The organism is Enterobacter sp. MGH 37, assembly GCF_000534515.1.
In the GTDB taxonomy this organism is placed as follows: Bacteria; Pseudomonadota; Gammaproteobacteria; order Enterobacterales; family Enterobacteriaceae; genus Enterobacter; species Enterobacter kobei.
The window spans coordinates 831,985-855,443 of the sequence record NZ_KI973205.1 but is presented as its reverse complement, the minus strand read 5'-3'; the positions used below and the strand labels follow the sequence as shown (position 1 = coordinate 855,443).

Annotated in this window: 26 protein-coding genes, 1 tRNA gene and 2 pseudogenes; 16 read left to right on the top strand and 13 right to left on the bottom strand. The window is 52.2% G+C overall.

Translation table 11 applies throughout. The features are described 5' to 3' along the window. Positions 1-16: 16 nt before the first annotated feature. The 7 genes and pseudogenes from pyrC (at position 17) to L383_RS0123705 (ending at position 4,684) form a co-directional block, all read left to right on the top strand. The gene (gene pyrC / locus L383_RS19620) at positions 17-1,063 is read left to right on the top strand and encodes a dihydroorotase (protein WP_023332683.1); all 1,047 of its coding nucleotides are present in this window, start codon (positions 17-19) and stop codon (positions 1,061-1,063) included. Between the two features lie 74 nt (positions 1,064-1,137). Next, entirely contained in the window at positions 1,138-1,383 is a 246-nt protein-coding gene (dinI, locus tag L383_RS19625; RefSeq protein ID WP_014883351.1) for a DNA damage-inducible protein I, read from the top strand. Between the two features lie 272 nt (positions 1,384-1,655). Beyond that, positions 1,656-1,910, top strand: coding sequence for a biofilm formation regulator BssS (bssS, locus tag L383_RS19630; RefSeq protein ID WP_008500827.1), 255 nt, complete (start codon positions 1,656-1,658; stop codon positions 1,908-1,910). Positions 1,911-2,026: 116 nt separating this feature from the next. Next, positions 2,027-3,145 (top strand): N-methyl-L-tryptophan oxidase, encoded by a 1,119-nt coding sequence (solA, locus tag L383_RS19635; protein ID WP_023332682.1) that lies wholly within the window; start codon positions 2,027-2,029, stop codon positions 3,143-3,145. Between the two features lie 59 nt (positions 3,146-3,204). Beyond that, positions 3,205-3,318: a YceO family protein gene (locus L383_RS0123720; protein WP_014883349.1), complete on the top strand. Its 114-nt coding sequence runs from the start codon at positions 3,205-3,207 to the stop codon at positions 3,316-3,318. A gap of 218 nt (positions 3,319-3,536) precedes the next feature. Further along, a pseudogene (locus L383_RS0123710) lies at positions 3,537-4,103 on the top strand (cytochrome b). Between the two features lies 1 nt (position 4,104). Then, positions 4,105-4,684 (top strand): annotated as a pseudogene (locus L383_RS0123705) (YceI family protein). A gap of 40 nt (positions 4,685-4,724) precedes the next feature. On the opposite strand, the gene L383_RS19640 reads toward L383_RS0123705, so the two are convergent. Further along, a complete protein-coding gene (locus tag L383_RS19640) occupies positions 4,725-5,774 on the bottom strand; it encodes an oxygen-dependent tRNA uridine(34) hydroxylase TrhO (protein ID WP_014883346.1) in 1,050 nt (349 codons plus the stop codon). Positions 5,775-5,995: 221 nt separating this feature from the next. Between L383_RS19640 and L383_RS19645 the strand changes: the two genes are divergently transcribed. The 3 genes from L383_RS19645 (at position 5,996) to L383_RS19655 (ending at position 8,754) form a co-directional block, all read left to right on the top strand. Continuing rightward, entirely contained in the window at positions 5,996-6,922 is a 927-nt protein-coding gene (locus L383_RS19645; protein ID WP_023332678.1) for a Kdo(2)-lipid IV(A) acyltransferase, read from the top strand. Between the two features lie 142 nt (positions 6,923-7,064). Continuing rightward, a complete protein-coding gene (gene mdtG / locus L383_RS19650) occupies positions 7,065-8,282 on the top strand; it encodes a multidrug efflux MFS transporter MdtG (RefSeq protein WP_023332677.1) in 1,218 nt (405 codons plus the stop codon). Positions 8,283-8,379: 97 nt separating this feature from the next. After that, positions 8,380-8,754, top strand: a complete 375-nt coding sequence (locus L383_RS19655) for a MysB family protein (RefSeq protein ID WP_008500834.1) — start codon at positions 8,380-8,382, stop codon at positions 8,752-8,754. 6 nt (positions 8,755-8,760) lie between these two features. On the opposite strand, the gene L383_RS19660 is transcribed toward L383_RS19655, so the two are convergent. From L383_RS19660 to mdoG, 3 genes are all read right to left on the bottom strand, one after another. Beyond that, on the bottom strand, positions 8,761-8,988 hold the full coding sequence (locus L383_RS19660) for a YceK/YidQ family lipoprotein (RefSeq protein ID WP_014883343.1): 228 nt from the start codon (positions 8,986-8,988) through the stop codon (positions 8,761-8,763). 85 nt (positions 8,989-9,073) lie between these two features. After that, positions 9,074-11,602 (bottom strand): glucans biosynthesis glucosyltransferase MdoH, encoded by a 2,529-nt coding sequence (gene mdoH / locus L383_RS19665; RefSeq protein WP_023332676.1) that lies wholly within the window; start codon positions 11,600-11,602, stop codon positions 9,074-9,076. Continuing rightward, the gene (mdoG, locus tag L383_RS19670; RefSeq protein WP_032628846.1) at positions 11,595-13,148 is read right to left on the bottom strand and encodes a glucans biosynthesis protein MdoG; all 1,554 of its coding nucleotides are present in this window, start codon (positions 13,146-13,148) and stop codon (positions 11,595-11,597) included. The genes mdoH and mdoG overlap by 8 nt, the downstream gene beginning before the upstream one ends. 254 nt (positions 13,149-13,402) lie before the next feature. Here mdoG and mdoC point away from each other — a divergent pair, with 254 nt between their 5' ends. Beyond that, on the top strand, positions 13,403-14,542 hold the full coding sequence (gene mdoC / locus L383_RS19675; RefSeq protein ID WP_023332674.1) for a glucans biosynthesis protein MdoC: 1,140 nt from the start codon (positions 13,403-13,405) through the stop codon (positions 14,540-14,542). A 35-nt stretch (positions 14,543-14,577) separates the two neighbouring features. Here mdoC and ymdB read toward each other — a convergent pair whose 3' ends face one another. The 5 genes from ymdB to csgB all read right to left on the bottom strand — a co-directional run bounded on the left by ymdB (position 14,578) and on the right by csgB (position 17,024). Continuing rightward, positions 14,578-15,120: an O-acetyl-ADP-ribose deacetylase gene (gene ymdB / locus L383_RS19680; protein WP_014883339.1), complete on the bottom strand. Its 543-nt coding sequence runs from the start codon at positions 15,118-15,120 to the stop codon at positions 14,578-14,580. An 81-nt stretch (positions 15,121-15,201) separates the two neighbouring features. Next, complete coding sequence (locus L383_RS19685; protein WP_014883338.1) at positions 15,202-15,522, bottom strand: fimbrial protein; 321 nt, start codon at positions 15,520-15,522, stop codon at positions 15,202-15,204. A gap of 159 nt (positions 15,523-15,681) precedes the next feature. Next, positions 15,682-16,014: a curli assembly chaperone CsgC gene (csgC, locus tag L383_RS19690; protein WP_023332673.1), complete on the bottom strand. Its 333-nt coding sequence runs from the start codon at positions 16,012-16,014 to the stop codon at positions 15,682-15,684. 60 nt (positions 16,015-16,074) lie between these two features. Then, a complete protein-coding gene (gene csgA, locus L383_RS19695; protein ID WP_014883336.1) occupies positions 16,075-16,527 on the bottom strand; it encodes a curli major subunit CsgA in 453 nt (150 codons plus the stop codon). 41 nt (positions 16,528-16,568) lie between these two features. Next, positions 16,569-17,024 carry a curli minor subunit CsgB gene (gene csgB, locus L383_RS19700; protein ID WP_023332672.1) on the bottom strand — a complete coding sequence of 152 codons (456 nt, stop codon included), beginning with the start codon at positions 17,022-17,024 and terminating at the stop codon, positions 16,569-16,571. Positions 17,025-17,780: 756 nt separating this feature from the next. On the opposite strand from csgB, the gene csgD reads away from it, so the two are divergent. From csgD to csgG, 4 genes are read left to right on the top strand one after another with little or no spacing between them, the layout of a single operon-like run. Next, positions 17,781-18,431 carry a biofilm master transcriptional regulator CsgD gene (csgD, locus tag L383_RS19705; protein ID WP_014883334.1) on the top strand — a complete coding sequence of 217 codons (651 nt, stop codon included), beginning with the start codon at positions 17,781-17,783 and terminating at the stop codon, positions 18,429-18,431. Between the two features lie 4 nt (positions 18,432-18,435). Then, the gene (gene csgE, locus L383_RS19710; RefSeq protein WP_014883333.1) at positions 18,436-18,825 is read left to right on the top strand and encodes a curli production assembly/transport protein CsgE; all 390 of its coding nucleotides are present in this window, start codon (positions 18,436-18,438) and stop codon (positions 18,823-18,825) included. 23 nt (positions 18,826-18,848) lie between these two features. Further along, complete coding sequence (gene csgF, locus L383_RS19715; protein ID WP_014883332.1) at positions 18,849-19,262, top strand: curli production assembly/transport protein CsgF; 414 nt, start codon at positions 18,849-18,851, stop codon at positions 19,260-19,262. Positions 19,263-19,288: 26 nt separating this feature from the next. After that, complete coding sequence (gene csgG, locus L383_RS19720) at positions 19,289-20,122, top strand: curli production assembly/transport protein CsgG (RefSeq protein WP_014883331.1); 834 nt, start codon at positions 19,289-19,291, stop codon at positions 20,120-20,122. 43 nt (positions 20,123-20,165) lie between these two features. On the opposite strand, the gene L383_RS19725 is transcribed toward csgG, so the two are convergent. The 4 genes from L383_RS19725 to ghrA form a co-directional block, all read right to left on the bottom strand. Then, positions 20,166-20,648 (bottom strand): DUF1097 domain-containing protein, encoded by a 483-nt coding sequence (locus L383_RS19725; protein WP_072093713.1) that lies wholly within the window; start codon positions 20,646-20,648, stop codon positions 20,166-20,168. Between the two features lie 96 nt (positions 20,649-20,744). Then, positions 20,745-21,299, bottom strand: coding sequence for a TorD/DmsD family molecular chaperone (locus L383_RS19730; protein ID WP_023332670.1), 555 nt, complete (start codon positions 21,297-21,299; stop codon positions 20,745-20,747). Positions 21,300-21,319: 20 nt separating this feature from the next. Then, entirely contained in the window at positions 21,320-22,057 is a 738-nt protein-coding gene (locus tag L383_RS19735) for a phosphatase (RefSeq protein ID WP_014883328.1), read from the bottom strand. Positions 22,058-22,141: 84 nt separating this feature from the next. Next, positions 22,142-23,080, bottom strand: a complete 939-nt coding sequence (ghrA, locus tag L383_RS19740) for a glyoxylate/hydroxypyruvate reductase GhrA (protein ID WP_023332669.1) — start codon at positions 23,078-23,080, stop codon at positions 22,142-22,144. A gap of 232 nt (positions 23,081-23,312) precedes the next feature. Here ghrA and L383_RS19745 point away from each other — a divergent pair. Next, positions 23,313-23,400 (top strand) — tRNA-Ser (locus tag L383_RS19745). Positions 23,401-23,459 lie beyond the last annotated feature (59 nt).

Here is a 23,459-nt window from a genome sequence, read left to right as displayed (position 1 = left end):
ACAAGCCGGAGCTTCCATGACTGCACAACCCCAGGTTCTTAAAATCCGCCGCCCTGACGACTGGCATATCCATCTGCGCGATGGCGATATGCTGAAAACCGTCGTGCCTTATACCAGTGAAATTTATGGCCGCGCGATTGTCATGCCAAACCTGGTTCCGCCAGTCACCACCGTCGATGCCGCGATTGCCTACCGCCAGCGCATTCTGGATGCCGTCCCGGCTGGACATGATTTCACCCCGCTGATGACCTGCTATCTGACCGATTCTCTCGATCCGGACGAAGTTGAGCGCGGGTTTAACGAAGGCGTTTTTACGGCGGCGAAACTCTATCCTGCAAACGCCACCACCAACTCCAGCCACGGCGTCACCAGCATTGATGCCATCATGCCGGTGCTGGAACGTATGCAGAAACTGGGCATGCCGTTGCTGGTACACGGCGAAGTCACGCATGCCGAGATTGATATCTTCGACCGTGAAGCCCGCTTTATCGAGACCGTGATGGAACCGCTGCGTCAGCGCCTGCCTGCGCTTAAAGTGGTCTTTGAACATATCACCACCAAAGACGCCGCAGAATATGTGCGTGACGGCAACGAGTTGATTGCCGCCACCATCACCCCACAGCATCTGATGTTTAACCGTAACCACATGCTGGTAGGCGGGGTACGCCCTCACCTGTACTGCCTGCCGATCCTTAAGCGCAACGTTCACCAGCAGGCGCTGCGCGAACTGGTTGCCAGCGGTTTTTCACGCGCTTTCCTCGGCACAGACTCCGCGCCTCACGCCCGCCATCGTAAAGAGGCGAGCTGCGGCTGCGCAGGCTGTTTCAACGCCCCTACGGCCCTTGCCAGCTATGCAACGGTATTTGAAGAGATGGACGCGCTGGAACATTTCGAAGCGTTCTGCTCCCTCAACGGCCCGCGCTTTTACGGCCTGCCGGTCAATGACACGTTCATTGAACTGGAGCGCAAAGCGAGCCAGGTGGAGGCATCCATTGCCCTGACGGATGATACGCTGATCCCCTTCCTGGCAGGCGAAACCGTCAACTGGACGGTAAAACGCTAAATAATCAACGCCCCTTGTTGTCAAACGAACAATATACCTGTATAAATAAACAGTGTATTACACAGGGGGCATTTATGCGTATTGAAGTCACCATAGCCAAAACTACCGTTCTGCCTGCTGGCGCGCTTGACGCACTGGCAGGCGAATTATCCCGTCGTATTCATAACACCTTCCCCGACAATGCAGGCGCCGTCACTGTTCGTTACGCCGCGGCGAACAACCTTTCCGTCATTGGCGGTGCAAAAGAAGATAAAGATCGCATCAGCGAAATCCTGCAGGAAACGTGGGAGAGCGCTGACGACTGGTTCATCACAGATTAACACTGCTCCCTCATTGTGTTTTTTGCCGGGTCGCCCCGGCTTTTTTTTGCCTGAAATTCCAGAAAGTTCAAAATAATTCGGCAACTTCTTTAAAAATCGTGAACAAGATGGTGTTTTATTGCTCGAACAATCCTAAAAAGCAGAAAAATGTGTTGCTAGCTGTTTATTTTTCCCTTAGGAACCCTTATTACTTGTATACTGAAGTTGCTTTCAGAAAAACATGCATTGAACCTCGAAGTCGTTGTCTTCTAACACGCATTATGGGGGTTATAATGGAAAAGAATAGCGAAGTCATCCAGACCCACCCACTCGTTGGCTGGGATATCAGTACCGTAGACAGCTACGATGCACTGATGCTGCGTTTGCACTACCAGACCCCAAATCAGCTGAACCGTGAAGAAGCGGAAGTTGGACAGACGCTGTGGCTTACGACAGACGTCGCCCGTCAGTTTATTTCTATTTTAGAGGCAGGAATTGCAAAAATAGAATCTGGCGACTATCAGGAAAATGAGTATAAACGGCACTAACCGAATGCTCACTTTTCTTTCAACAGGCACCCACGCGGTGCCTTATTTATTTCCCGCTTGTTTGCACCCGCTTTGTTAATTACTCTGCTAAAAAAAACGTACGTGACGAGATGCATATGAGATATGACCTAATCATTATTGGCAGTGGCTCCGTAGGATCGGCCGCCGGGTATTACGCGACACAGGCAGGACTCAATGTCCTGATGATTGACTCTCACCTGCCGCCCCATAGCGAAGGTAGCCACCACGGCGACACGCGTCTCATTCGCCATGCCTATGGCGAGGGGGAACGCTATGTTCCGCTGGTGCTTCGAGCCCAGATGCTGTGGGACGCGCTGGCTAAAGAGACTGAAGAGCGCATTTTCGAACGTACGGGCGTCATCAATCTTGGCCCGGCCCGTTCGGAATTTCTGGCTAATGTGGAACGCAGCGCAAAGGCCTTTAATCTGGAGGTTGAGAAGCTGGACGCGCCGGCTATCACCGCGCGCTGGCCAGAAATTACCGTCCCGGACGATTATATTGGCCTCTTTGAAGCCAACTCCGGGGTGTTGCACTGTGAAACCGCCATCAAAACCTGGATCGACCTTGCCGCCAAAGCGGGCTGTGCGCAATTGTTTAACTGTCCGGTGGAGGCCATCACGCATAACGCAGATGGCGTGACGGTAACGACTCTGGACGGTGAATATTCGGCGTCTCGTTTGCTTATCAGCGCTGGAACCTGGGTCACCCGCCTGCTGCCAGACCTGCCGATCCAGCCCGTGCGTAAGGTCTTTTCGTGGTTCCAGTCGGATGGTCGCTACAGTGCCCAGAATAAATTCCCGGCGTTCACCGGCGAGTTGCCCAATGGCGATCAGTTCTACGGTTTCCCTTCCGAAAAAGACGCGCTCAAGATTGGAAAACACAACGGGGGGCAAGTTATCTCCTCACCTGACGAGCGTAAACCGTTTGGTGCTTGTCCGCAGGATGGTTCAGAAGCCTTCTCGTTCCTGCGCAATATTCTCCCGGGCGTGGGTGGCCTGCTCTACGGCGCGGCCTGCACCTACGACAACACGCCGGATGAAGACTTTATCATTGATACGCTGCCAGGACATGACAACACCCTGCTCATTACCGGGCTGAGCGGACACGGATTTAAGTTCGCTTCCGTGCTGGGTGAAATCGCCGCGCAATTTGCTCAGGGTATCACGCCTCAGTTTGATCTGACGCCCTTCTCACTCGCGCGTTTTAACGGATAATCGCTATGGGCTCCGGACAGTTCGGGGCCCGTTTTCTTTACGGTGAATCATGGGGCATTATGCGCAGGATTGTGAGTTTTCTCGTCAATAATATTCGCGAACATTTTATGCTCTATATCTTACTGTGGGCACTACTTGCGATCGTTGATTTTATTTACATTGTATTTTATTGAAAGCGTTGACTGACATTTATTGACGTTACTTTATGTTTATTTAATCTCTTTCCCCCTGCTTATTGCGCCTTGCACGAAGCCTTTGAATTACCTTTGCGGTTCCTTTTCAAAATTGCTGAAATAAATAAAATAAAAATCCATATACTCTTATTTCAGTTGCAATATCTTGCCTTCCCGTTCATTTTTACGTTTCGGTTAATTTGAAAATGGACATTCTGATGCAATTGCGTAACTCCTCCCGGCGCTACGGAATAATATCCATAAGTTTGCACTGGATATTTGCCATTGCCGTCTATGGCATGTTCGGACTTGGACTCTGGATGGTCACGCTCAGCTATTACGACGGCTGGTATCACCAGGCGCCGGAGTTGCATAAAAGCATCGGCGTTTTGCTGATGCTGGGGCTGATTTTCCGCGTGATATGGCGACATATCTCTCCGCCCCCTGCAGCACCGAAGACCCACAGTAAATTGACCCGTTTCAGTGCTGTCGCCGCGCATATTGCGCTTTATGCGCTGCTCTTCGCCATTCTGATCAGCGGCTATCTCATTTCGACGGCAGACGGCAAGCCGATCAGCGTTTTTGGTCTGTTCGAGGTGCCAGCAACGCTCAGTGATGCTGGGGTTCAGGCCGACACGGCGGGGGTGGTCCACCTCTGGCTTGCCTAGAGCGTGGTGATCCTGTCCGTGCTGCACGGGCTTGCCGCCCTTAAACACCACTTTATTGATAAAGACGATACGCTCAAGCGCATGCTTGGCCGCTCGTCAATTGACTCTGGAGTATAAAATGAAAAAACACCTGCTGGGTATCGCACTGGGCTCTCTGTTATTCACCACCGGTTCCGCCGTGGCGGCGGATTATAAAATTGATAAAGAGGGCCAGCACGCGTTCGTCAATTTCCGTATTCAGCATCTGGGATACAGCTGGCTGTACGGTACCTTTAAAGATTTTGACGGCACATTCACCTTTGACGAGAAAAATCCTGCGGCGGATAAAGTCAATGTGACCATTAATACGAACAGCGTTGACACCAATCATGCTGAGCGCGATAAACACCTGCGCAGCGCAGAGTTCCTGAACGTCACTAAATTCCCGAAAGCGACTTTCACCTCTACGGACGTGAAAAAAGACGGTGATAAGTTGAATATTACCGGTAATCTTACCCTGAATGGCGTTACGAAACCCGTGACTCTGGATGCAAAATTGATCGGCCAGGGTGACGATCCGTGGGGGGGGTAAACGCGCAGGTTTTGAAGCGGCAGGAAAAATTCACCTGAAAGATTTTAATATCACAACGGATTTGGGTCCGGCGTCTCAGGATGTTGAGCTGGTTATTTCTGTTGAAGGTGTGCAGCAGAAGTCATAATAGCTTCGCCCGGCAGGATCTCGCCTGCCGGGCGTTATTATCATTCCGGGTCGGGAATACCCAGTTTGGTATTCAGACGGCCGCGTGATTTATTAAAAATCTTATTGCCGTTTTCTCGTCCCGCACGACGCCGACGCTGCTCTTCTTCCGGCAGAATACTCTCTTCACTGCACAGTTCACTGCAGCAACCGTTAAACTTCTCGGCACAGGCAGGGCACTGGATGAACAGTAGATGGCAACCGTCGTTTTTACAGTTGGTATGGGTATCGCACGGCGCACCGCACTGGTGGCACTGGGCAATAACGTCTTCCGAGATACGCTCACCCATACGCTCGTCAAAGACAAAGTTTTTCCCGATAAAGCGTACCGGTAAACCCTGCTCGCGGGCGCGGCGGGCGTACTCGATAATGCCGCCTTCAATATGCCAGACCTTATTAAAGCCGTTGTGCTTCATCCACGCGCTGGCTTTCTCACAGCGGATACCGCCGGTGCAGTACATAACGATTTTTTTATCTTTATGCTCCTGCATCATCTCAACCGCCTTGGGCAGTTGCTCGCGGAAGGTGTCGGCCGGGATTTCCATCGCGTTCTCGAAATGCCCCACTTCGTATTCATAGTGGTTACGCATATCAATGAACACGGCATCCGGATCGTCCAGCATCGCATTCACTTCCGCGGCCTTCAGATATTCACCGACGTTCGCCGGGTTAAATTCAGGATCGTCAATACCGTCCGCCACAATGCGTTCACGCACCTTCATGCGCAGCACCCAGAAGGATTTCCCGTCATCGTCCAGGGCAATGTTCAGGCGTAAGCCGTCGAGAGCGGGGTCGAAGCGATAAAGACACTCGCGGAAAGCGCTGACTTTGCTTTCCGGTACGCTAATCTGCGCGTTGATGCCTTCGCGGGCAAGGTAGACGCGCCCGAAAACGTTCAGGGCTGTGAAAGCCTGATAAAGCGCATCGCGGGTCGCCTGCGGATCGTCGATCGTGAAGTATTTATAGAAAGAGATGGTTGTGCGCGGTTCGGTTTCAGCCAACATACGCGCTCTTAACATCTCATTCGACACGCGGTTGTGTAACACTGGCATGGTGTACAGTCCTGGAATCGTTAGAGAGAATGAAAAATCGGTCGGCATCATATAGCAAACAAAACCAATTTACATCCACACAATTTACGCTACATTTCACACACCCTGATTAATCAGGTTTAACAATTGCTCTCGTCGTACAGGTTTCGTTGGCAGATATTTTGGCAACGTCTCAAAAAATGCGACAATAGCGAAACAGGACGTTTGAACACAGGAAAGACATGACCCAGTTACCCAAATTTACCGTCGCCCTTTTGCACCCTCGCTATTGGATGACCTGGCTTGGCATTGGCTTTTTATGGCTACTGGTACAGCTTCCCTACCCTGTTATCTTCCGGTTAGGTAAATCGTTAGGCCGAATCGCGCTAACGTTCATGAAGCGTCGGGCGCGCATCGCGTACCGAAATCTTGAGCTGTGCTTCCCGCAGATGAGCGAGGCAGAGCGCCACGATATGGTCACGAAGAATTTCGAATCCGTCGGTATGGGGCTCATGGAAACCGGTATGGCGTGGTTCTGGTCAGATAAGCGCATGGCGCGCTGGAGCAAAGTGACGGGAACCGGCATGGAGCCCGTGCATACGCTTCAGGCTAACCAGACCGGCGTTCTGCTGATCGGGGTTCATTTTCTGACGCTGGAGATCGGGGCGCGGATGTTTGGCATGCAGGCGCCCGGCATCGGTGTTTATCGTCCAAACGACAACCCGGTTATCGATCTCATCCAGACCAACGGCCGTATGCGCTCCAATAAAAGCATGATCGACCGTAAGGATCTGAAGGGCATGATCCGCGCCCTTAAATCCGGTGAAGTGGTCTGGTATGCTCCCGACCACGACTACGGTCCGCAGTCGAGCGTATTTGTGCCGTTCTTCGCCGTTGAAGAGGCGGCCACCACCACCGGCACCTGGATGCTGGCACGGATGTCCAAAGCCGCCATCGTCCCCTTTGTGCCCCGCCGTATGCCGGATGGCTCAGGCTACGAGCTGATGATGCTCGAACCGGAGCTCGCGCCGCCGTTAGACGATGCAGAAACCACCGCGCGCTGGATGAACAGCGTTGTAGAGAAGTGCATCATGCTGGCCCCTGAGCAGTATATGTGGCTGCATCGCCGCTTTAAAACGCGACCACAGGGCACACCGTCCCGCTATTGATCCTCATGCGGCCCCATTCGGGCCGCCTCCTGTTTTAGCTTTAAAAGCGCTTCCGCATTGCGGCAATCATAACCCAGGCGCATAATTAGCAGGCTTATTACTTTATGCCTCAGGTGCTCAGCACCTCATTATGCGGAATGTTATGTCACCCTCAGATGCCCCCATAAACTGGAAACGTAACCTCACGGTTGCGTGGCTTGGCTGTTTTCTTACCGGTGCGGCGTTCAGCCTGGTTATGCCTTTCCTGCCGCTCTACGTCGAACAACTGGGCGTGACGGGCCACAGCGCGCTCAATATGTGGTCTGGACTGGTCTTCAGCATTACGTTTCTCTTCTCCGCGATTGCCTCACCCTTCTGGGGTGGACTTGCCGATCGCAAGGGCCGAAAAATTATGCTGTTACGTTCTGCGCTGGGGATGGCCATCATCATGGCGCTGATGGGGGTCGCGCAAAACGTCTGGCAGTTCCTGGTATTGCGGGCATTGCTGGGTTTACTGGGCGGATTTATTCCCAATGCGAATGCCCTGATTGCCACGCAAATTCCGCGCCATAAGAGCGGCTGGGCGCTTGGGACGCTCTCCACCGGTGGCGTAAGTGGCGCCTTGCTGGGGCCACTGGCCGGAGGACTGCTGGCGGATAATTACGGCCTGCGCCCGGTCTTTTTCATCACCGCCAGCGTGCTGTTCCTGTGCTTTATCGTCACTCTGCTCTGTATCCATGAGAACTTCACGCCTGTCGCCAAAAAAGAGATGCTCCATGCCAGAGACGTGCTGACCTCGCTTAAGAATCCCAGACTGGTGCTGAGCCTGTTCGTCACGACAATGATTATTCAGGTCGCTACCGGCTCGATTGCGCCAATTCTGACGCTCTACGTGCGTGACCTGGCGGGTGATGTCAGTAACATCGCCTTTATCAGCGGGCTGATTGCCTCCGTGCCCGGCGTGGCGGCGCTGCTTAGCGCCCCGAGGCTGGGCAAGCTGGGGGATCGGGTGGGCCCGGAAAAAATTCTGATCTGCGCACTGGTGATCTCCGTCCTGCTGCTTGTCCCCATGTCGATGGTGCACTCTCCGTGGCAACTGGGGGTTCTGCGCTTTTTACTGGGCGCCGCCGACGGGGCGTTACTGCCCGCCGTACAGACCCTGCTGGTTTACAACTCCACGAACCAGATTGCGGGGCGTATTTTTAGCTATAACCAGTCATTTCGCGATATTGGTAATGTGACCGGACCGCTTCTCGGTGCAGGTATATCCGCCAGCTTTGGTTTCCGCGCCGTCTTTATCGTGACGGCGGGCGTGGTGTTGTTCAACGCGATGTATTCGTGGTTGAGTTTATCCCGCGCGTTACGCCCCACGACAGAATAAGGCGAAAGCCTGACGGCTTATTTTCGCATTCATACTTGCAGAATCCGATCTTCAGCTATTCTTTCCCTGAAACCTTCTGGAAAACAGGGAGACACCAATGACCATGTACGCCACGCTGGAAGAAGCTATTGATGCCGCTCGCGAAGAGTTCCTCGCCGACAATCCCGGTGTTGAGGAAGAAGATGCTGACGTGCAACAACTTAATATCCAAAAATACGTTCTGCAGGACGGGGATATTATGTGGCAGGCCGAATTCTTTGCTGATGAAGGTGAAGAAGGGGAATGTTTGCCGGTCCTGAGCGGTGAAGGCGCGCAGGCCGTCTTTGATGGTGATTATGACGAAATCGAGTTACGGCAGGAGTGGCTGGAAGAGAACACCCTGCACGAGTGGGATGAGGGCGAATTTCAGCTCGAACCCCCGCTGGATACGGAAGAAGGTCAAACCGCAGCCGATGAGTGGGACGAGCGTTGATTTACGCTACTCGTACGGGCCGTGGCTGGCATCGATGGGCAGCAACAGCGTGTCGAAAATCAGCGAAAACGGCAGATCGAGCACGGTCAGGTAGCGCCACGCGGAATCACGGACATCCCATTTCACACCCGGGTAATACTGATTCCCATGGCCCTGCCCTGGAATAGTGCGGCTGATGATGCTGCCGCAGCCGCTAAGCAGGCATGCCATCAGGACGACAATGATTATTCTCATAAGTTACCTCTAAAAAAATACCGGCGATTAAGCCGGTATTTTTATCTGGCGGGTGGCGCTACGCTTACCCGCCCTGGTTAACAACTTACTTCGCCTTCAGTGCAAGCGGATTCAGCTTCACGTCTTTGTAGTAGTTCACCCACGAAGAATACTTTTCCGGAGCGGACCATACGCGATAGTGAAGCCTTGCCATCGTGACCGGATCGCTCAGCAGCACCAGACGACGGTCGCGGTTGAGTTTTTCCGGCGTCTCGTTAAGCGCCTGCTCAACGTGACGATCGCGGGCAATCTCCAGCACATGACTTGCACGGTGACGCGCCGTCGCCATGGCTGTTGCCAGGGCGTTAAATGACGGGTTAAACACGGCGTGCATAAAGCCATCATCCAGCGTGCGATTGCGGTTCTGCTCCAGATAGGTATCGGTATCCACCAGCACCTTCGGCGGGGAGTACTCTTCCGGGATCAGGAACAGTTTCCAGCGTTTAGTCCGCAGTCCCACCGTTGAACGGCTGGAGATCACAGAGACGAACGGCGACAGGATCAGCGAGAAGACAATCGGCGCCAGCCAGAACAGGAAGCGCAGATCCAGCCAGGCCATGCCCGCCGCCCACACCAGCCCCAGCAGCAGCTGAGAACCGTGACGCATGAAGGCTTCGCCCCACGGCGTGGAGTCGTCATCACGCTGCGGTGAGTTCCAGACCACTTCCCAGCCCAGGAACGCACTGACCACAAACACGGTGTGGAACAGCATACGCACCGGTGCCAGCAGCACAGAGAACAGCACTTCCAGCAGCAGTGAAAGGGTCACGCGGAAGAAACCGCCATACTCTTTCGAACCTTTGCACCAGATCAGGATGATACTGAGCAGCTTAGGCAGGAACAGCAGCACCATGGTAGACGCAAACAGCGCAATTGCCAGCTCCGGACGCCACTGCGGCCACACCGGGAACAGCTGGCGCGGTTGCAGGAAGTATTGCGGCTCCGTCAAAGCATGGACGACCTGCAATGCAGTAGAGAGCGCAAGGAACATGAACCACAGCGGTGCGGAGAGATAAGACATCACGCCCGTCAGGAACACCGCGCGGTGAACCGGGTGCATCCCTTTGACAAGGAACAGGCGGAAGTTCATCAGGTTGCCGTGACACCAGCGGCGGTCACGCTTGAGCTCATCCAGCAGGTTCGGCGGCAGCTCTTCGTACGATCCCGGGAGGTCGTAGGCAATCCAGACGCCCCAGCCCGCACGACGCATCAGCGCAGCTTCCACGAAGTCATGCGACAGAATAGAACCGGCAAACGAACCCTCACCTGGCAGCGGCGCCAGCGCACAGTGTTCAATGAACGGCTTCACGCGAATAATGGCGTTGTGACCCCAGTAGTGCGATTCACCCAACTGCCAGAAGTGCAGACCGGCAGTAAACAGCGGCCCGTAAACACGGGTGGCGAACTGCTGGCAGCGCGCATAAAGCGTGTCCATACCGGACGCTTTTGGCGAAGACTGAATGATCCCCGCGTTCGGATTGGCTTCCATCAGACGCACCAGACCGCTCAGGCAGTCACCGCTCATGACGGAGTCCGCATCCAGCACCACCATGTAGCTGTACTGTTTACCCCAGCGACGGCAGAAGTCATCGATGTTACCGCTTTTACGCTTCACACGACGGCGACGACGACGGTAGAAGATCTGACCTTCGCCCTGTACTTCTGCAATCAGCTCCATCCACGCTTTTTGTTCTGCAACGCAGATATCCGGGTTGTAACTGTCGCTCAGGATATAGACGTCGAAATGCGCCGCGTTGCCGGTCGCCTTGACGGACTCCCAGGTCGCACGCAGGCCCGCAAATACGCGGTCAACGTCTTCGTTACAAATAGGCATGATCAGCGCGGTACGGTGCTCAGGATTGAGGGGTTCATCCCCGACCGTTGACGCTGAAATGCTGTATTTGTCCCGCCCCATCAGCAATTGCAGGAAGCCCATTAGCGCGGTCCAGAAACCGGCCGAAACCCAGCAGAACAGAACCGCAAACAGCAGGAGGATGCCGCTTTGCAGGATATAAGGCAGTAGCTGCATGAAGGAGACCCAGAGATCCTGGCCCATCATGTCCGTTGGGTTAATAAACGCCCAGCCCTGGTAAGGCAGAATGGTTTTCATGTACCAGGTCGCGACAACCGTTTGTGCCAGCGTCAGAAGCAGCAGGATGTAACGGCGAATAGTCCCCACGGTACGCCATTTCTGCTCAGAGGCCTGCTCTTCTTTCGTCAGGCGTGACAGATAGCGCGGCGTCACATCACGCCCACGCAGGCGATCCCAGAAGCGGCCAACCGGGTTGGTGCGCCATGGATCGGGGAACATAGAGGAACGCGTCGCCTTCGGCATCGCCTGAAGCTGATCGCGTCCTTCGTCGTCTTTAATCAACTGCCCTTCTGCCAGCGAGTCTGGCCATGCCTGCTCCAGACGCGCTTTTACTGACCCCAGCGGCGTATCATCATCACGGGAAAACTGACGATGTTCCCCATCCAGCGCGGTGTGAACCGCGCGGATGTCGCTCTTAGGCAGCGCCGCTTTTTCGATATCCGTCAGCGGCATGGCATCAATATATTCAGATGTATTATTCATTGGCAGGTAGCTGATAGCTCCAGGTTTCACTCAGCGGCTGATCGTCACTGACCAGCGCAGCACGCATTTCAGTGGTCTGTTTCGGATCTTTCACTTTCACTCGCAGGGTCAGACGCCAGCCTTTGGTTACCGGATTGTAACGCACCGTGTTTTCAACGATTTCACCGTTATCACCAATGCTGGCCTGAGCCGACACCGCCGTATCCGGAGACAGTTTCTTCATATCCTGGCCTGTGAAGTCCACGACAAACGCCACGGTACCGTCAGGCTGACGGATAAGGTTAGACTGCTTCACATCACCTGTTGAGCGGCGAGTCTGCATCACATACGCGTTATCCGGCGCATGAAGCTTATCTTCGTCGCGGCTGAAGGTAATGGTGTACTTGAAGTTCATCTCTTTACCGGCTTCCGGCAGTTGATCCGGCGTCCAGTAAGCGACGATGTTATCGTTGGTTTCGTCGTTGGTTGGAATTTCAACCAGCTCTACCTTGCCTTTACCCCAGTCGCCTTTCGGCGTAACCCAGGCGCTTGGACGCAGGTCATAACGATCGTCCAAATCTTCAAAGCGAGAGAACTGACGGCCACGCTGCAGCAGGCCAAAGCCCTGCGGGTTTTCCATCGCAAAGCTGCTTACTGCCAGATGTTTCGGATTATTCAGCGGACGCCAGATCCACTCACCGTTACCGGCATGAATAGACAGACCATTGGAGTCATGCAGTTCCGGGCGGAAGTTGGTTGCCGGCGACGGCTGGTTTGGCCCAAACAGGAACATACTGGTCAGCGGCGCAACGCCCAGTTTGCCCACTTTGTCACGCAGATAGACTTTAGACTGCACGTCAACGACCGTGTCACGACCCGGCATAATCACAAAGCGATAGGCACCGGTTGCGCGCGGAGAGTCCAGCAGCGCATAAATAGTCAGACGTTTGTCCGTTGGTTTTGGACGTTCAATCCAGAACTCGCGGAAACGCGGAAACTCTTCACCTGATGGCAGCGCGGTATCAATGGCCAGACCACGCGCAGAAAGCCCGTACACCTGCCCCGCGCCAATAACGCGGAAGTAGCTGGCGCCAAGCATGCTGACGATTTCGTCGTTTTTATCTTTGCTGTTAATCGGGTAAAGCACCTTGAAGCCTGCGAAGCCCAGGTCTTTCACCGTATCTTTGTCGTGTTGCACATTGCCAAAATTGAAGTAATCCGGGCTGTACTTGATCTTACGTACCGCGGTCGCCGTCACTTCATTGATGGCAACAGGCGTGTCGAAGTACATACCCTGATGATAAAATTCAAGCTTGAACGGGGTTTTAATGTTGTTCCAGTACGCTTTATCGTGATTGAACTGGATCTGCTGATAGTCCGCATACTTCATGTCGCGGAAAACGGAGGGCAAGTTACTTTTCGGCGCTTCGTAGCTCTTGCCTGCCATCGATTTTGCCTGTTTTGCGACATCGTCGATGTTAAAGGCCAGTGCCGATGAGGTATACAGTGATAACACGACTGCAGCACCCACCCAACGCATTTTCATCATCTGTGGTTTATGTTTCATAATAAGTAAGCACTTCCCCCTTTGTGTGCTTATATCGATCCGATCCATTTTAATGGAAACTCAGGCAATCCGACAACATAATCACTGCTTTGTTCAGCTACTGGCTCATGGATTAAGCAAATGAAAGAACCCGCGATTCACTTTGCGTGCTTATCCTGGAGACAGTGTGTCGGTCTTGGTGTAGGGTTGGCGTCGAATGTAACCATTATGAGTCTTAGGGATAAGACGAAAAGTCTGAGAATGCACAAAGTTATATGAGCACATCACCAACAGAACGTGAATATTTCCTCGACTCGATCCGGGCATGGCTGATGCTATTGGGGATCCCCTTTCACATTTCACTGATTTACTCCAGCCACACGTGGCATGTTAATAGCCAGATGCCGTCCTGGTGGCTCACGCTGTTTAATGACTTTATTCACGCCTTCCGTATGCAGGTGTTTTTTGTCATTTCAGGCTATTTCTCCTACATGCTTTTTTTACGCTATCCGCTGAAGCGCTGGTGGAAAGTCCGCGTAGAGCGCGTGGGTATTCCTATGTTGACCGCCATCCCGCTGCTGACGCTGCCGCAGTTCATTATGCTGCAGTATGTTAAAGGCAAAGCAGAGAACTGGCCGAATCTTACGCTGTATGAAAAGTACAATACGCTGGTCTGGGAACTGGTGTCTCACCTCTGGTTCCTGCTGGTACTGGTGGTACTGACCACGGTCAGCCTGGTGATCTTTAGCCGTCTGCGCCGTCATTTAAGCACGACCACTGACGCCTTCTTCGCCAACGTCACGCTGGGCAAACTGTCGGTGCTCTTTTTGCTGCTTGGCGTTGCTTATGCCGCCGTGAGACGCACTCTGTTTATCGTCTACCCACCGATACTGAGCGACGGGTTGTTTAATTTTGTGGTGATGCAGTCGCTGTTCTACATTCCGTTCTTTTTAATTGGCGCACTGGCGTTTATTTATCCGAAGCTTAAAGCCTTGTTTACCACACCGTCACCGTGGTGCGCAGTGGGTGCCGCCTTCGCGTTTGCGGCCTATCTGCTGAACCAGCGCTACGGTAGCGGCGACGCCTGGATGTATGAAACGGAAAGCGTGATCACTATGCTGCTGGGCTTGTGGATGGTGAATGTGGTGTTCGCACTCGGCCACCGCTTGCTGAACTTTAAGTCCAGCCGCGTGACCTACTTCGTCAATGCTTCACTGTTTATCTATCTGGTGCATCACCCGTTGACGCTGTTCTTCGGGGCTTACATCACGCCGCATATCGCCTCTAACACGCTGGGCTTCTTTACCGGACTGGTGTTTGTGGTGGGCGTGGCGATCGTGCTCTACGAGATCCATCTGCGGATCCCTCTCCTGCGTTTCCTGTTTTCAGGCAAACCCCAGACGAAAACTGCCTGAGCAGCGTGGCGCACTGACGGTGCGCCACGTTTGTTTCAACTCTCCAGCGCTTGTCTGCGCTGCGCCAACAACCGCTGATACAGATGCAGGGTGTCTTCATCAAAACAGACAAAGGTCACCTTCTCTGGCAGCGGTTTTAGCGACAGGTAGCGGTAGACGGTTTCTACCGCGATGGTCGCCGCTGCCGCCTTAGGATAACCATACACGCCGGTGCTAATTGCCGGAAACGCCATCGTTTTGTAGCCGTTGTCGGCGGCAAGCCGTAGACAGTTTCGGTATGCCTCTTCCAGCAGACTCGCTTCATGGTGGTCGCCGCCCTGCCATACTGGGCCAACGGCGTGAATCACCGCTTTGGCCGGAAGGTTGCCCGCAAGCGTAATCACCGCATGGCCCGGCGGGCATTCGCCCTGTTGCTGACGCACGATTTTACAGGCTTCCAGCAGCTGCGGTCCGGCAGCGCGGTGAATAGCACCGTCAACCCCGCCTCCCCCCATCAGGGAAGGATTGGCCGCATTGACGATGACATCGACATGCTGGGTCGTAATATCGCCATGAATCACTTCAATTTGCGGTTTCATAAAAGCCCTCTGCTACCCGCCTTTTTCTTAAGTGTATCGCAGAGGGGTTATTGAGAAAAACGATCGGCGGTAAAACACGAATTAGCGGTACTGGATCTGAACCACTGCGAGCGTTTTTTCAGGATTAAGGTATTTCATATCCACTGTCGCCAGGCTGGAAGGTGTCGTCATGCCGTTCAGCGCATCGTCGTAACTGACCATACGGGTTTGCATACGGTTTTTATCCGGGCACGATACCGCCAGCTGCCGATGTTGCTGCGTAACTTCACACGGGTCAGCAACGATTGCACCGCGAAAGTGAATGACGCCCCCTTCCGCAAAAGTGGCCGAATGCGCAGGAACGATAAAGGCAGAAACGAGCAGGCCCAAACCTGAAATAAGATGTGCAAAATTGTGGGTCACGATAGGTACTCCTCAATGAAAATCGTCCATGAGGGGCAAACGCGCTTCATTATGTTAACGAAGTGTCACGTTACGGAACATTACGACATAGTTCCTGATAACAGCATAGCTCAACGGCACAGACCCGCCACCTTCGCAACATATTGATATTATGAATGATTAGAGCGCGCGCCCTCCAGGCGACCACTGTTGTGATAAATGAAGTGCTTTTCCATCAGTGACGGTTACCACGATCGTTACCGTGTCTCCCGCTGAGATATTTAAACTCAAGCGCATTAAATCAATCGCCTGATTAGCGGGGATAAAAAGTGTGTTTTGCTGGCGGAATGAACTTTGTCCACTCTGCCCTTCGCGCAAAGAGACAATCTGGACCTGACAATCACACGATTCCGTCAACGTGACCTGCGGAATAATGGTGGTCATATTGCCCTGCTGTGAGGTTTGAAAGGTTATCTGGCTCGACAGCGCGGCGAGGAGAATTAAGGTATTCATAATTAACTCCCGAAAAAAAACAGGGCATCAGCCCTGTTTTTTGTAGCACAGATGTCAGTATCAGTACTGATGAGCTGTCGCGTGGTTACCAAAGCCAATCTGGGTAACGTTGACGGTGGAGTTAGACGCCGTCTGGTCTACCAGTGCGCCGTTAAGGCCACCGTACTGGCTGACATTCATCACGGAATCTTTACTGTTCCACTGATCAAGTGTCGCACTGTTGCCAAATCCGTTCTGGGTCAGGTTAATGCTACTGTCGTCAGACCCCTGACCAACGTCAGCGCCGTTACCGCCACCGGTCTGGCTAATATTCAGAACTGAATTTCTGGCATCAGTCTGCAGGGCCAGCGCGGAGTTACCGCCACCATTCTGGTAAATATTCAGGGTTGAATTTGGGCCACCGTATCCGCCATGACCATGTCCATGACCCCATCCGCCCTGGTTAATCATACCAGCCATAGCACTACCAGAAACTACGATTGCTGCAAGTGCTGCCACTTTGATAAATTTCATGGTAAACCCCCATCGGATTGATTAAAGTCGTCGCGAAATAACTAGCGTTGAATAACGCGAATTGCCATCTGCGACTGTTTCTGCACTACAACTGCGGTTTTCTGCGTACCGTACTGCGTAATATTTGCTCTATTACCCGACCCTTTCTGGATAATTTTTGCACTATTACCATATCCATCTTGCGTAATACCTGCATCGTTCCCGTTACCGCTCTGATCGATCCAGGCAATATTGTAAGTCCCTGATTGATCAACTCTCGCTCTGTTGCCTGCACCATCCTGGGAAACGACTGACAAGAGTTTCGCCCCTTCCTGGCGAATCTGAGCGTCATTAAATACGCCCTGTTGACCAATAATGGCTGCCTGATTTAATGATGAACGACTTAATTCATTAACCGCAAAATTATATTCAGCATTCGCCAAATCAGTATTAGCCGCGGTTACAAATCCAGGCACACCCAGTAATGTAAACATCAAAAATAACGATGTGTTTTTCATGTTGTCACCCTGGACCCGGCTACCTGAAAACACCCTGTTCGTATTTCGTGTTAAACGACTCGTTTTTTTGTTAACGCGTCGTTACGGTGAAGAGTATGTCCGCTGAAACATTTTAAATATCTCACCCGCGTGGCTTATTTTTATTTATCAGGTCACCACAAAGTCGTAATTTGCAGAAAAAATACACATTACACAGGCTGGTTTAATTTTTTATAGAATATTTATGCGCGTTGTGTCGTACAACGACGACAAGCCTGCCCACGCTTCCCTCCGCGTTGTTTAAGCGTAACGGCAGGATGGCATTTTGTTCATCACGTGACACAGGACGTGTTTTCTTAAGCCAGAGAGAGGAGAACATAATGGCTTAGAAAGTATCAGTTACTCATACCAATGCTTAACGTCCCCAAAATAAAAATTAAGACATAAAATCAATCAGTTAATAAAATTTGTATGATTTTTAAAATCTGTGCACGACTATTTATATGTACAACTTTCATATCAAATAACAACATTCAAAACAGCCAATATTCACAAATTAATATTGATTTTTACATCTTGTTACATGATTAACACTTGCTTTAAACTTCGTAAAAGCTAGATTGAAATTAGCTGTACGAAATTGGTTTTATATTTACCTCCCTGTGGAGGTTATGTTCTGATTCTACACACAGCAGTGCAACATCTGTCAGTACTTCTGGTGCCTTCCTCTTTTCAGGAGGGCAGCTGTCAGGTGCCAAAAATAAGTGGGGTTTCATCATGTATAATGAAGTCCATAGTTTACATGGTCATACATTACTGTTGATCACAAAACCTTCTCTGCAAGCGACAGCTTTATTACAACATTTAAAGCAATCTTTATCATTGAACGGGAAATTGCATAATATTCAACGTTCTTTTGATGATATTGCGCCTGGCAGCATCATTCTGTTTGATATGATGGAAGCTGATAAGAAGCTTATCCATTACTGGCAAGATAACTTAAGCAGGAAAAACAATAATATCCGCGTGTTATTATTGAACACTCCTGATGAATACCCTTTCAGAGATATTGAAAGCTGGCCGCATATCAATGGCGTGTTCTACGTCACTGAAGAAGAAGGCCGGGTGGTAGAGGGTCTGCAGGGCATATTGCGCGGAGAGTGTTATTTCTCGCAAAAGCTGGCCAGCTACCTCATCACGCACTCCGGTAACTACCGCTATAACAGTTCGGAATCCGCGCTGCTCACGCACCGTGAAAAAGAGATCCTGAACAAACTACGCATTGGTGCTTCAAATATTGAAATCGCCCGTTCGTTATTTATCAGCGAAAATACGGTAAAGACGCACCTTTATAATCTTTTCAAGAAGATAGCTGTTAAAAATCGAACTCAGGCTGTTTCATGGGCAAACGATAACCTCAGGCGTTAATCACATGAAGCGCACGTTGAGTTGGATCGCCGCAGCGAGTTTCTTGCTCGCTGCAGGGAATCTGCAGGCCGTCGAGGTCGAAGTTCCCGGATTGTTAACTGACCACACAGTCTCATCGATCGGGCACAGTTTTTACCGGGCCTTCAGTGATAAATGGGACAGTACCTACACGGGTAATTTAACAATCAACGAGCGGCCCAGTGCACGTTGGGGAAGCTGGATAACCATCACGGCTAATCAGGACGTTATTTATCAAACGTTTTTATTCCCCTCGAAAACAGACTTCGATAAAAACGTGGCCTTAGCACTGGCTCAAACTGAAGACGCTATTAATCGCCTGCAAATAGACAAAGCGCTATTAAGCACCAGCGATTTAGCAAAAGATGAGTTCTAGCGAACCGATATGCGGAGGCTGTCATGCGTATTGCATATGCAGTTGTTTCGATAATGCTTATTACCCCTCTTTGCTGGGGCGGAAATATGACGTTCCAGTTCCGTAACCCTAACTTTGGCGGTAACCCTAACAACGGTGCGTTCCTGCTGAATGAAGCTCAGGCGCAAAACTCCTATAAAGATCCCAGTTATAAGGACTTTACCGTTGATACCCCTTCCGCACTGGATAACTTCACCCAGGCTATCCAGTCGCAAATTTTAGGGGGATTGCTGACAAACATTAACACCGGCAAGCCCGGCCGAATGGTGACCAACGATTTTATTGTCGATATCGCCAACAGAGACGGACAACTTCAGTTGAACGTAACCGATCGTAAAACCGGAAAAACCTCCACCATTGAGGTTTCTGGCCTACAAAGCAATTCAACTGATTTTTAAACAATAGCTAAATAAGGACAACGATCATGCAGCGCTTCCTGATATTTGTTGCAGTGTGCTTATTGAGCGGTTGTTTAACTGCTCCGCCTAAAGAAGCTGCAAAACCAACATTAATGCCTCGGGCTCAGAGTTATCGTGATTTAACCCATTTGCCTTCTCCAACGGGCAAAATATTTGTCTCGGTATACAACATTCAGGATGAAACAGGGCAATTTAAGCCCTACCCGGCCAGTAACTTCTCCACGGCAGTGCCGCAAAGCGCCACCGCCATGCTGGTAACCGCACTCAAGGATTCGCACTGGTTTATACCGCTGGAACGCCAGGGGCTACAGAACCTGTTAAATGAACGAAAAATTATTCGTGCTGCACAGGAGAATGGCACCGTCGCGGACAATAACCGAATGCCTCTGCAGTCTCTGGCTGCAGCAAACGTCATGATCGAAGGCTCGATTATCGGTTATGAGAGCAACGTTAAATCGGGTGGTGTGGGAGCACGTTACTTTGGGATTGGCGCGGATACCCAGTATCAGCTCGACCAAATTGCCGTTAACCTGCGTGTCGTCAACGTCAGTACCGGTGAAGTGCTCTCCTCGGTAAACACCAGCAAAACGATATTGTCTTATGAAGTCCAGGCGGGGGTATTCCGCTTCATCGACTACCAGCGTTTACTGGAAGGTGAAATTGGTTATACCTCGAATGAACCGGTCATGATGTGTCTGATGTCAGCCATTGAAACCGGCGTGATCTTCCTGATTAACGATGGTATCGATCGCGGGCTGTGGGATCTGCAAAACAAATCAGACGTGCAGAACCCGATCCTGGTGAAATACCGTGATATGTCCGTGCCTCCGGAATCCTGACAGGAAGCGCATAAAAAAGGCGAGATGATTATCTCGCCTTTTTTTATTCACTCACCGCGGTGATGTTTTGCGTTTTTTCCCGTCGCGCCGCCAGCCAGAGACCGCTGTTCTTCATGGCATAGCCAAACAGCAACCCCAGCGCCAGTGAAGGGACGACCAGCTTCCACTCCCCCTGTCCGGCAAAGGTCGCGCACGCCCCCATAAAGGTGCCCGGTACAAACGACAGCAGCAGATGCTTCGCCTGAATACACATCAGGAAGGCAACGACCCCCGTCATGACGTAGCCCAGGATCTCCAGATGCGGCGCCAGCGCGCTGCCTTTGATGATAACCAGCGCCCATATAACGCCGCTCATCAGCGTGCAACCAGAGATAAAGAGCCCTTTCAGCCCTCCCTGCGGGCAGGCGAAATAGGCCGTGCAGCCAAGGAAGCCAGCCCAGCTTAATAAACCAAGAGACACCGCCACCCATCCCCAGATACCGGAGAGAATGCCCGTCGTGATTGCAATACTAAGTAATATGTTCATGGTGCGCATCTTAGCAGATGCGCACCATGGAAATGAGATCAGAAGCACATTACGTGCAAGTCGAAATGTATCGTTGCAGAATTTCTGTGATGTAAATCACTCTTCACTCTCTTCTTCCAGCTCATCCCACATTGCTGCGATGGCGTCGCGCGTCAGCGGAGCCAGCGTTCTCCAGAACGGAGAGGTGGCGTGGGCTTCAACTTTCCCCAGGAAGGTTCCAACCCACGGCAGCAGATACGTCTCGAAGAGGATTTCGATGGCTTCATTTTCATCATCACCCGCGTTGTCTTCGATCCAGGAGGCCGCCAGCAGCAGAGTACCAATATGATCGGCTGGCGTATCGCTCAGCGGCATACCGCGCTCAGAGAGGAATGCCCGCACTTCCGCTTCGGTCGCCCCTTCCTGCCAGGCAGAACGGTAAGGCGAAACGCGGCACTCTTCCCCCACGAACAATGCGTTGTAGTCCGTTGAGATCTGCTGCATATCACAGCTTTTCTGCAGACGTTCCAGTAACTCATCCTGTTCCAGCGGCCAGTTCTGCGCCAGCTTACCCTCGCGAATGAGCGTAAACAGCGGAACCAACAGCGGGTCCTGCGGCTGGCGATAATACAGGGAGCCCAGCACGCGGCAAAGGATGGAGAATTCATTCATTGTGTTATTCCGTTATTCAATTAAAGGTCGGCAAATTCATCAACGGGCGTCATGCCGCGCGACTCCAGGAAGTCGAGCATACGGCGCGGCGTGACGTTCAGGATCTGTGCTTCCGGGAAATTGACGTCCTGCAGCACTTTCATGCACTCGCCAAAATCCCCCAGCGTGAAGGCCGTGTGCGAATCAGAGCCCAGCGCCACCATCCCTCCGGCATCACGCACGGCGGCTGCTACTTCGCGACAGTTGGCTTCACTGCCTTTACGCGAGTGCACGAACGAGGAGTTGTTAATCTCCAGCGCCACACGGTGTTTCGCGGCGGCCTGCGCCACGGCCTGAATATCAATAGGATATTTAGGATTACCCGGATGGCTGATGATATGCACGTTGCCGCTGGCAATGGTGGCAATCATCGCCGCGGTATTGGTCTCTTTATCCTGCGGCGGGAAAACCGGCTCATGGAAACCGGCAAGGATCAGATCTAAGGAGGTCAGCATCGGGCCGGTGCAGTCGATTTCACCGTCGGTGTTTTTGATGTTCGCCTCAATGCCGCGCAGTATCCCAATGCCATCCACCAGACGTGGCCAGATCCGCATATTCACAAAATGCCAGTAGTGCGGCGCATCCGCCATATCCGGGCCGTGATCGGTTATCGCAAACAGCTTAATACCTTTTAGCTTTGCTTGGGCGATATAATCATGGAGGTTGCTATACGCGTGGGTGCTGGCGACGGTGTGCATATGCAGGTCAACGGGATACATCTTTCTCTCCTCTGCGGTTTTTCCAAAGGATAGCAGTTATCAGCGGCGAATATTAGCAAAAACCCGGCCAACGCCGGGTTTCTCTCAGTAGCCGCGCTGTCGGTCGACCTGACCGGTAACCGCGTTCCCCTTCTCTATTTCACCGATAGTATGCGAGATATAAGCCACCGCCTCAGCCGGTCGCGTCACGGCGGCGACATGCGGGGTCATTGCCACGCGAGGGTGTCGCCATAGAGGGCTTTCTTCAGGCAGCGGCTCACGGCTGTAAACATCCAGCATGGCACCTTTAAGCTTTCCGCTATCCAGCGCCTTCAGCAGATCCGGCTCCACCAGATGCACCCCGCGCGCAAGGTTCATCAGGTAGCTCCGATCGGCCAGCTGATTGAGCAAGGCTTCGTTGATAATCCCCACCGTTTCCGCCGTATTCGGCAGCAGGTTGATCAGCACGCGTGTGCCTTTCAGAAATGCCGGGAGTTCATCCGTTCCGGCAAAACTCTCAACGCCCGGATACGCTTTACGGCTACGGCTCCAGCAGCGTAACGGGAAGCCCCACGGGGCAAGGGCTTCAGCCACCTTTGAGCCCAGCACGCCCGCCCCGAGGATACCGATGGTAAAGTCTTCACGTTGATATTCCGGCAGCGGCTCCCAGTGGGATTGCTGCTTAAAGGCCTGATAATCATCAAAGCGACGGAACCAGTGCAGGACCTGGCTGACGGCATATTCCTGCATTTGCTGGCCCATACCGGTATCTTCCAGGCGGAACAGGGGGATATCTTCCGGCAGCATCTCCGGGTGTGCCTTCAGTTTGCTCAGAATGGAATCCACGCCAGCGCCAAGCGCAAACACGGCCTTCAGTTTACGGCCCTGAAGCATCTCAACGGGTGGATGCCAGACCAGCGCATAGTCAGCATGTTCGTTATCGCCCCGCTTCCACTCACGAACGCGCGCGCCCGGCAGTGCTGCCGACAGTGCTTTAATCCAATAAGCCGTATCAAAAGTGGGGTGATAGAAGAGTATATCCATAGTCATTCCTGCCTTTTTTCGCGCTGTTTTGTTTTCATTTTCAAATGGATTGTCAGCATAACAAATTTATGGCGCTATGTTATTGCTGATAAAAAAGACGCTTTTCGCACATTTCGGAATCAGGTTGCCTGAAGTTTGTCTAAACACGCTAAATTACTGAAAAAGTGAGTTGACGGCAGTTCGGCTTTTCCTTACATTAGCGCCCGTCCCGGCAACAACGGGATGACAATATGGTGAGGTGTCCGAGTGGCTGAAGGAGCACGCCTGGAAAGTGTGTATACGGCAACGTATCGGGGGTTCGAATCCCCCCCTCACCGCCATATTCAAGATGAGAGCTCGTACGAAAGTACGGGCTTTTTTCTTTTATATTCTCCAGCGG

What these genes read in the sequence shown, in the direction of transcription:
- pyrC (WP_023332683.1), top strand. Translation starts at nt 17, where the DNA reads ATGACTGCACAACCCCAGGTTCTTAAAATCCGCCGCCCTGACGACTGG.
- dinI (WP_014883351.1), top strand. Translation starts at nt 1,138, where the DNA reads ATGCGTATTGAAGTCACCATAGCCAAAACTACCGTTCTGCCTGCTGGC.
- bssS (WP_008500827.1), top strand. Translation starts at nt 1,656, where the DNA reads ATGGAAAAGAATAGCGAAGTCATCCAGACCCACCCACTCGTTGGCTGG.
- solA (WP_023332682.1), top strand. Translation starts at nt 2,027, where the DNA reads ATGAGATATGACCTAATCATTATTGGCAGTGGCTCCGTAGGATCGGCC.
- L383_RS0123720 (WP_014883349.1), top strand. Translation starts at nt 3,205, where the DNA reads ATGCGCAGGATTGTGAGTTTTCTCGTCAATAATATTCGCGAACATTTT.
- L383_RS19640 (WP_014883346.1), bottom strand. Translation starts at nt 5,774, where the DNA reads ATGCCAGTGTTACACAACCGCGTGTCGAATGAGATGTTAAGAGCGCGT.
- L383_RS19645 (WP_023332678.1), top strand. Translation starts at nt 5,996, where the DNA reads ATGACCCAGTTACCCAAATTTACCGTCGCCCTTTTGCACCCTCGCTAT.
- mdtG (WP_023332677.1), top strand. Translation starts at nt 7,065, where the DNA reads ATGTCACCCTCAGATGCCCCCATAAACTGGAAACGTAACCTCACGGTT.
- L383_RS19655 (WP_008500834.1), top strand. Translation starts at nt 8,380, where the DNA reads ATGACCATGTACGCCACGCTGGAAGAAGCTATTGATGCCGCTCGCGAA.
- L383_RS19660 (WP_014883343.1), bottom strand. Translation starts at nt 8,988, where the DNA reads ATGAGAATAATCATTGTCGTCCTGATGGCATGCCTGCTTAGCGGCTGC.
- mdoH (WP_023332676.1), bottom strand. Translation starts at nt 11,602, where the DNA reads ATGAATAATACATCTGAATATATTGATGCCATGCCGCTGACGGATATC.
- mdoG (WP_032628846.1), bottom strand. Translation starts at nt 13,148, where the DNA reads ATGAAACATAAACCACAGATGATGAAAATGCGTTGGGTGGGTGCTGCA.
- mdoC (WP_023332674.1), top strand. Translation starts at nt 13,403, where the DNA reads ATGAGCACATCACCAACAGAACGTGAATATTTCCTCGACTCGATCCGG.
- ymdB (WP_014883339.1), bottom strand. Translation starts at nt 15,120, where the DNA reads ATGAAACCGCAAATTGAAGTGATTCATGGCGATATTACGACCCAGCAT.
- csgC (WP_023332673.1), bottom strand. Translation starts at nt 16,014, where the DNA reads ATGAATACCTTAATTCTCCTCGCCGCGCTGTCGAGCCAGATAACCTTT.
- csgA (WP_014883336.1), bottom strand. Translation starts at nt 16,527, where the DNA reads ATGAAATTTATCAAAGTGGCAGCACTTGCAGCAATCGTAGTTTCTGGT.
- csgB (WP_023332672.1), bottom strand. Translation starts at nt 17,024, where the DNA reads ATGAAAAACACATCGTTATTTTTGATGTTTACATTACTGGGTGTGCCT.
- csgD (WP_014883334.1), top strand. Translation starts at nt 17,781, where the DNA reads ATGTATAATGAAGTCCATAGTTTACATGGTCATACATTACTGTTGATC.
- csgE (WP_014883333.1), top strand. Translation starts at nt 18,436, where the DNA reads ATGAAGCGCACGTTGAGTTGGATCGCCGCAGCGAGTTTCTTGCTCGCT.
- csgF (WP_014883332.1), top strand. Translation starts at nt 18,849, where the DNA reads ATGCGTATTGCATATGCAGTTGTTTCGATAATGCTTATTACCCCTCTT.
- csgG (WP_014883331.1), top strand. Translation starts at nt 19,289, where the DNA reads ATGCAGCGCTTCCTGATATTTGTTGCAGTGTGCTTATTGAGCGGTTGT.
- L383_RS19725 (WP_072093713.1), bottom strand. Translation starts at nt 20,648, where the DNA reads ATGAACATATTACTTAGTATTGCAATCACGACGGGCATTCTCTCCGGT.
- L383_RS19730 (WP_023332670.1), bottom strand. Translation starts at nt 21,299, where the DNA reads ATGAATGAATTCTCCATCCTTTGCCGCGTGCTGGGCTCCCTGTATTAT.
- L383_RS19735 (WP_014883328.1), bottom strand. Translation starts at nt 22,057, where the DNA reads ATGTATCCCGTTGACCTGCATATGCACACCGTCGCCAGCACCCACGCG.
- ghrA (WP_023332669.1), bottom strand. Translation starts at nt 23,080, where the DNA reads ATGGATATACTCTTCTATCACCCCACTTTTGATACGGCTTATTGGATT.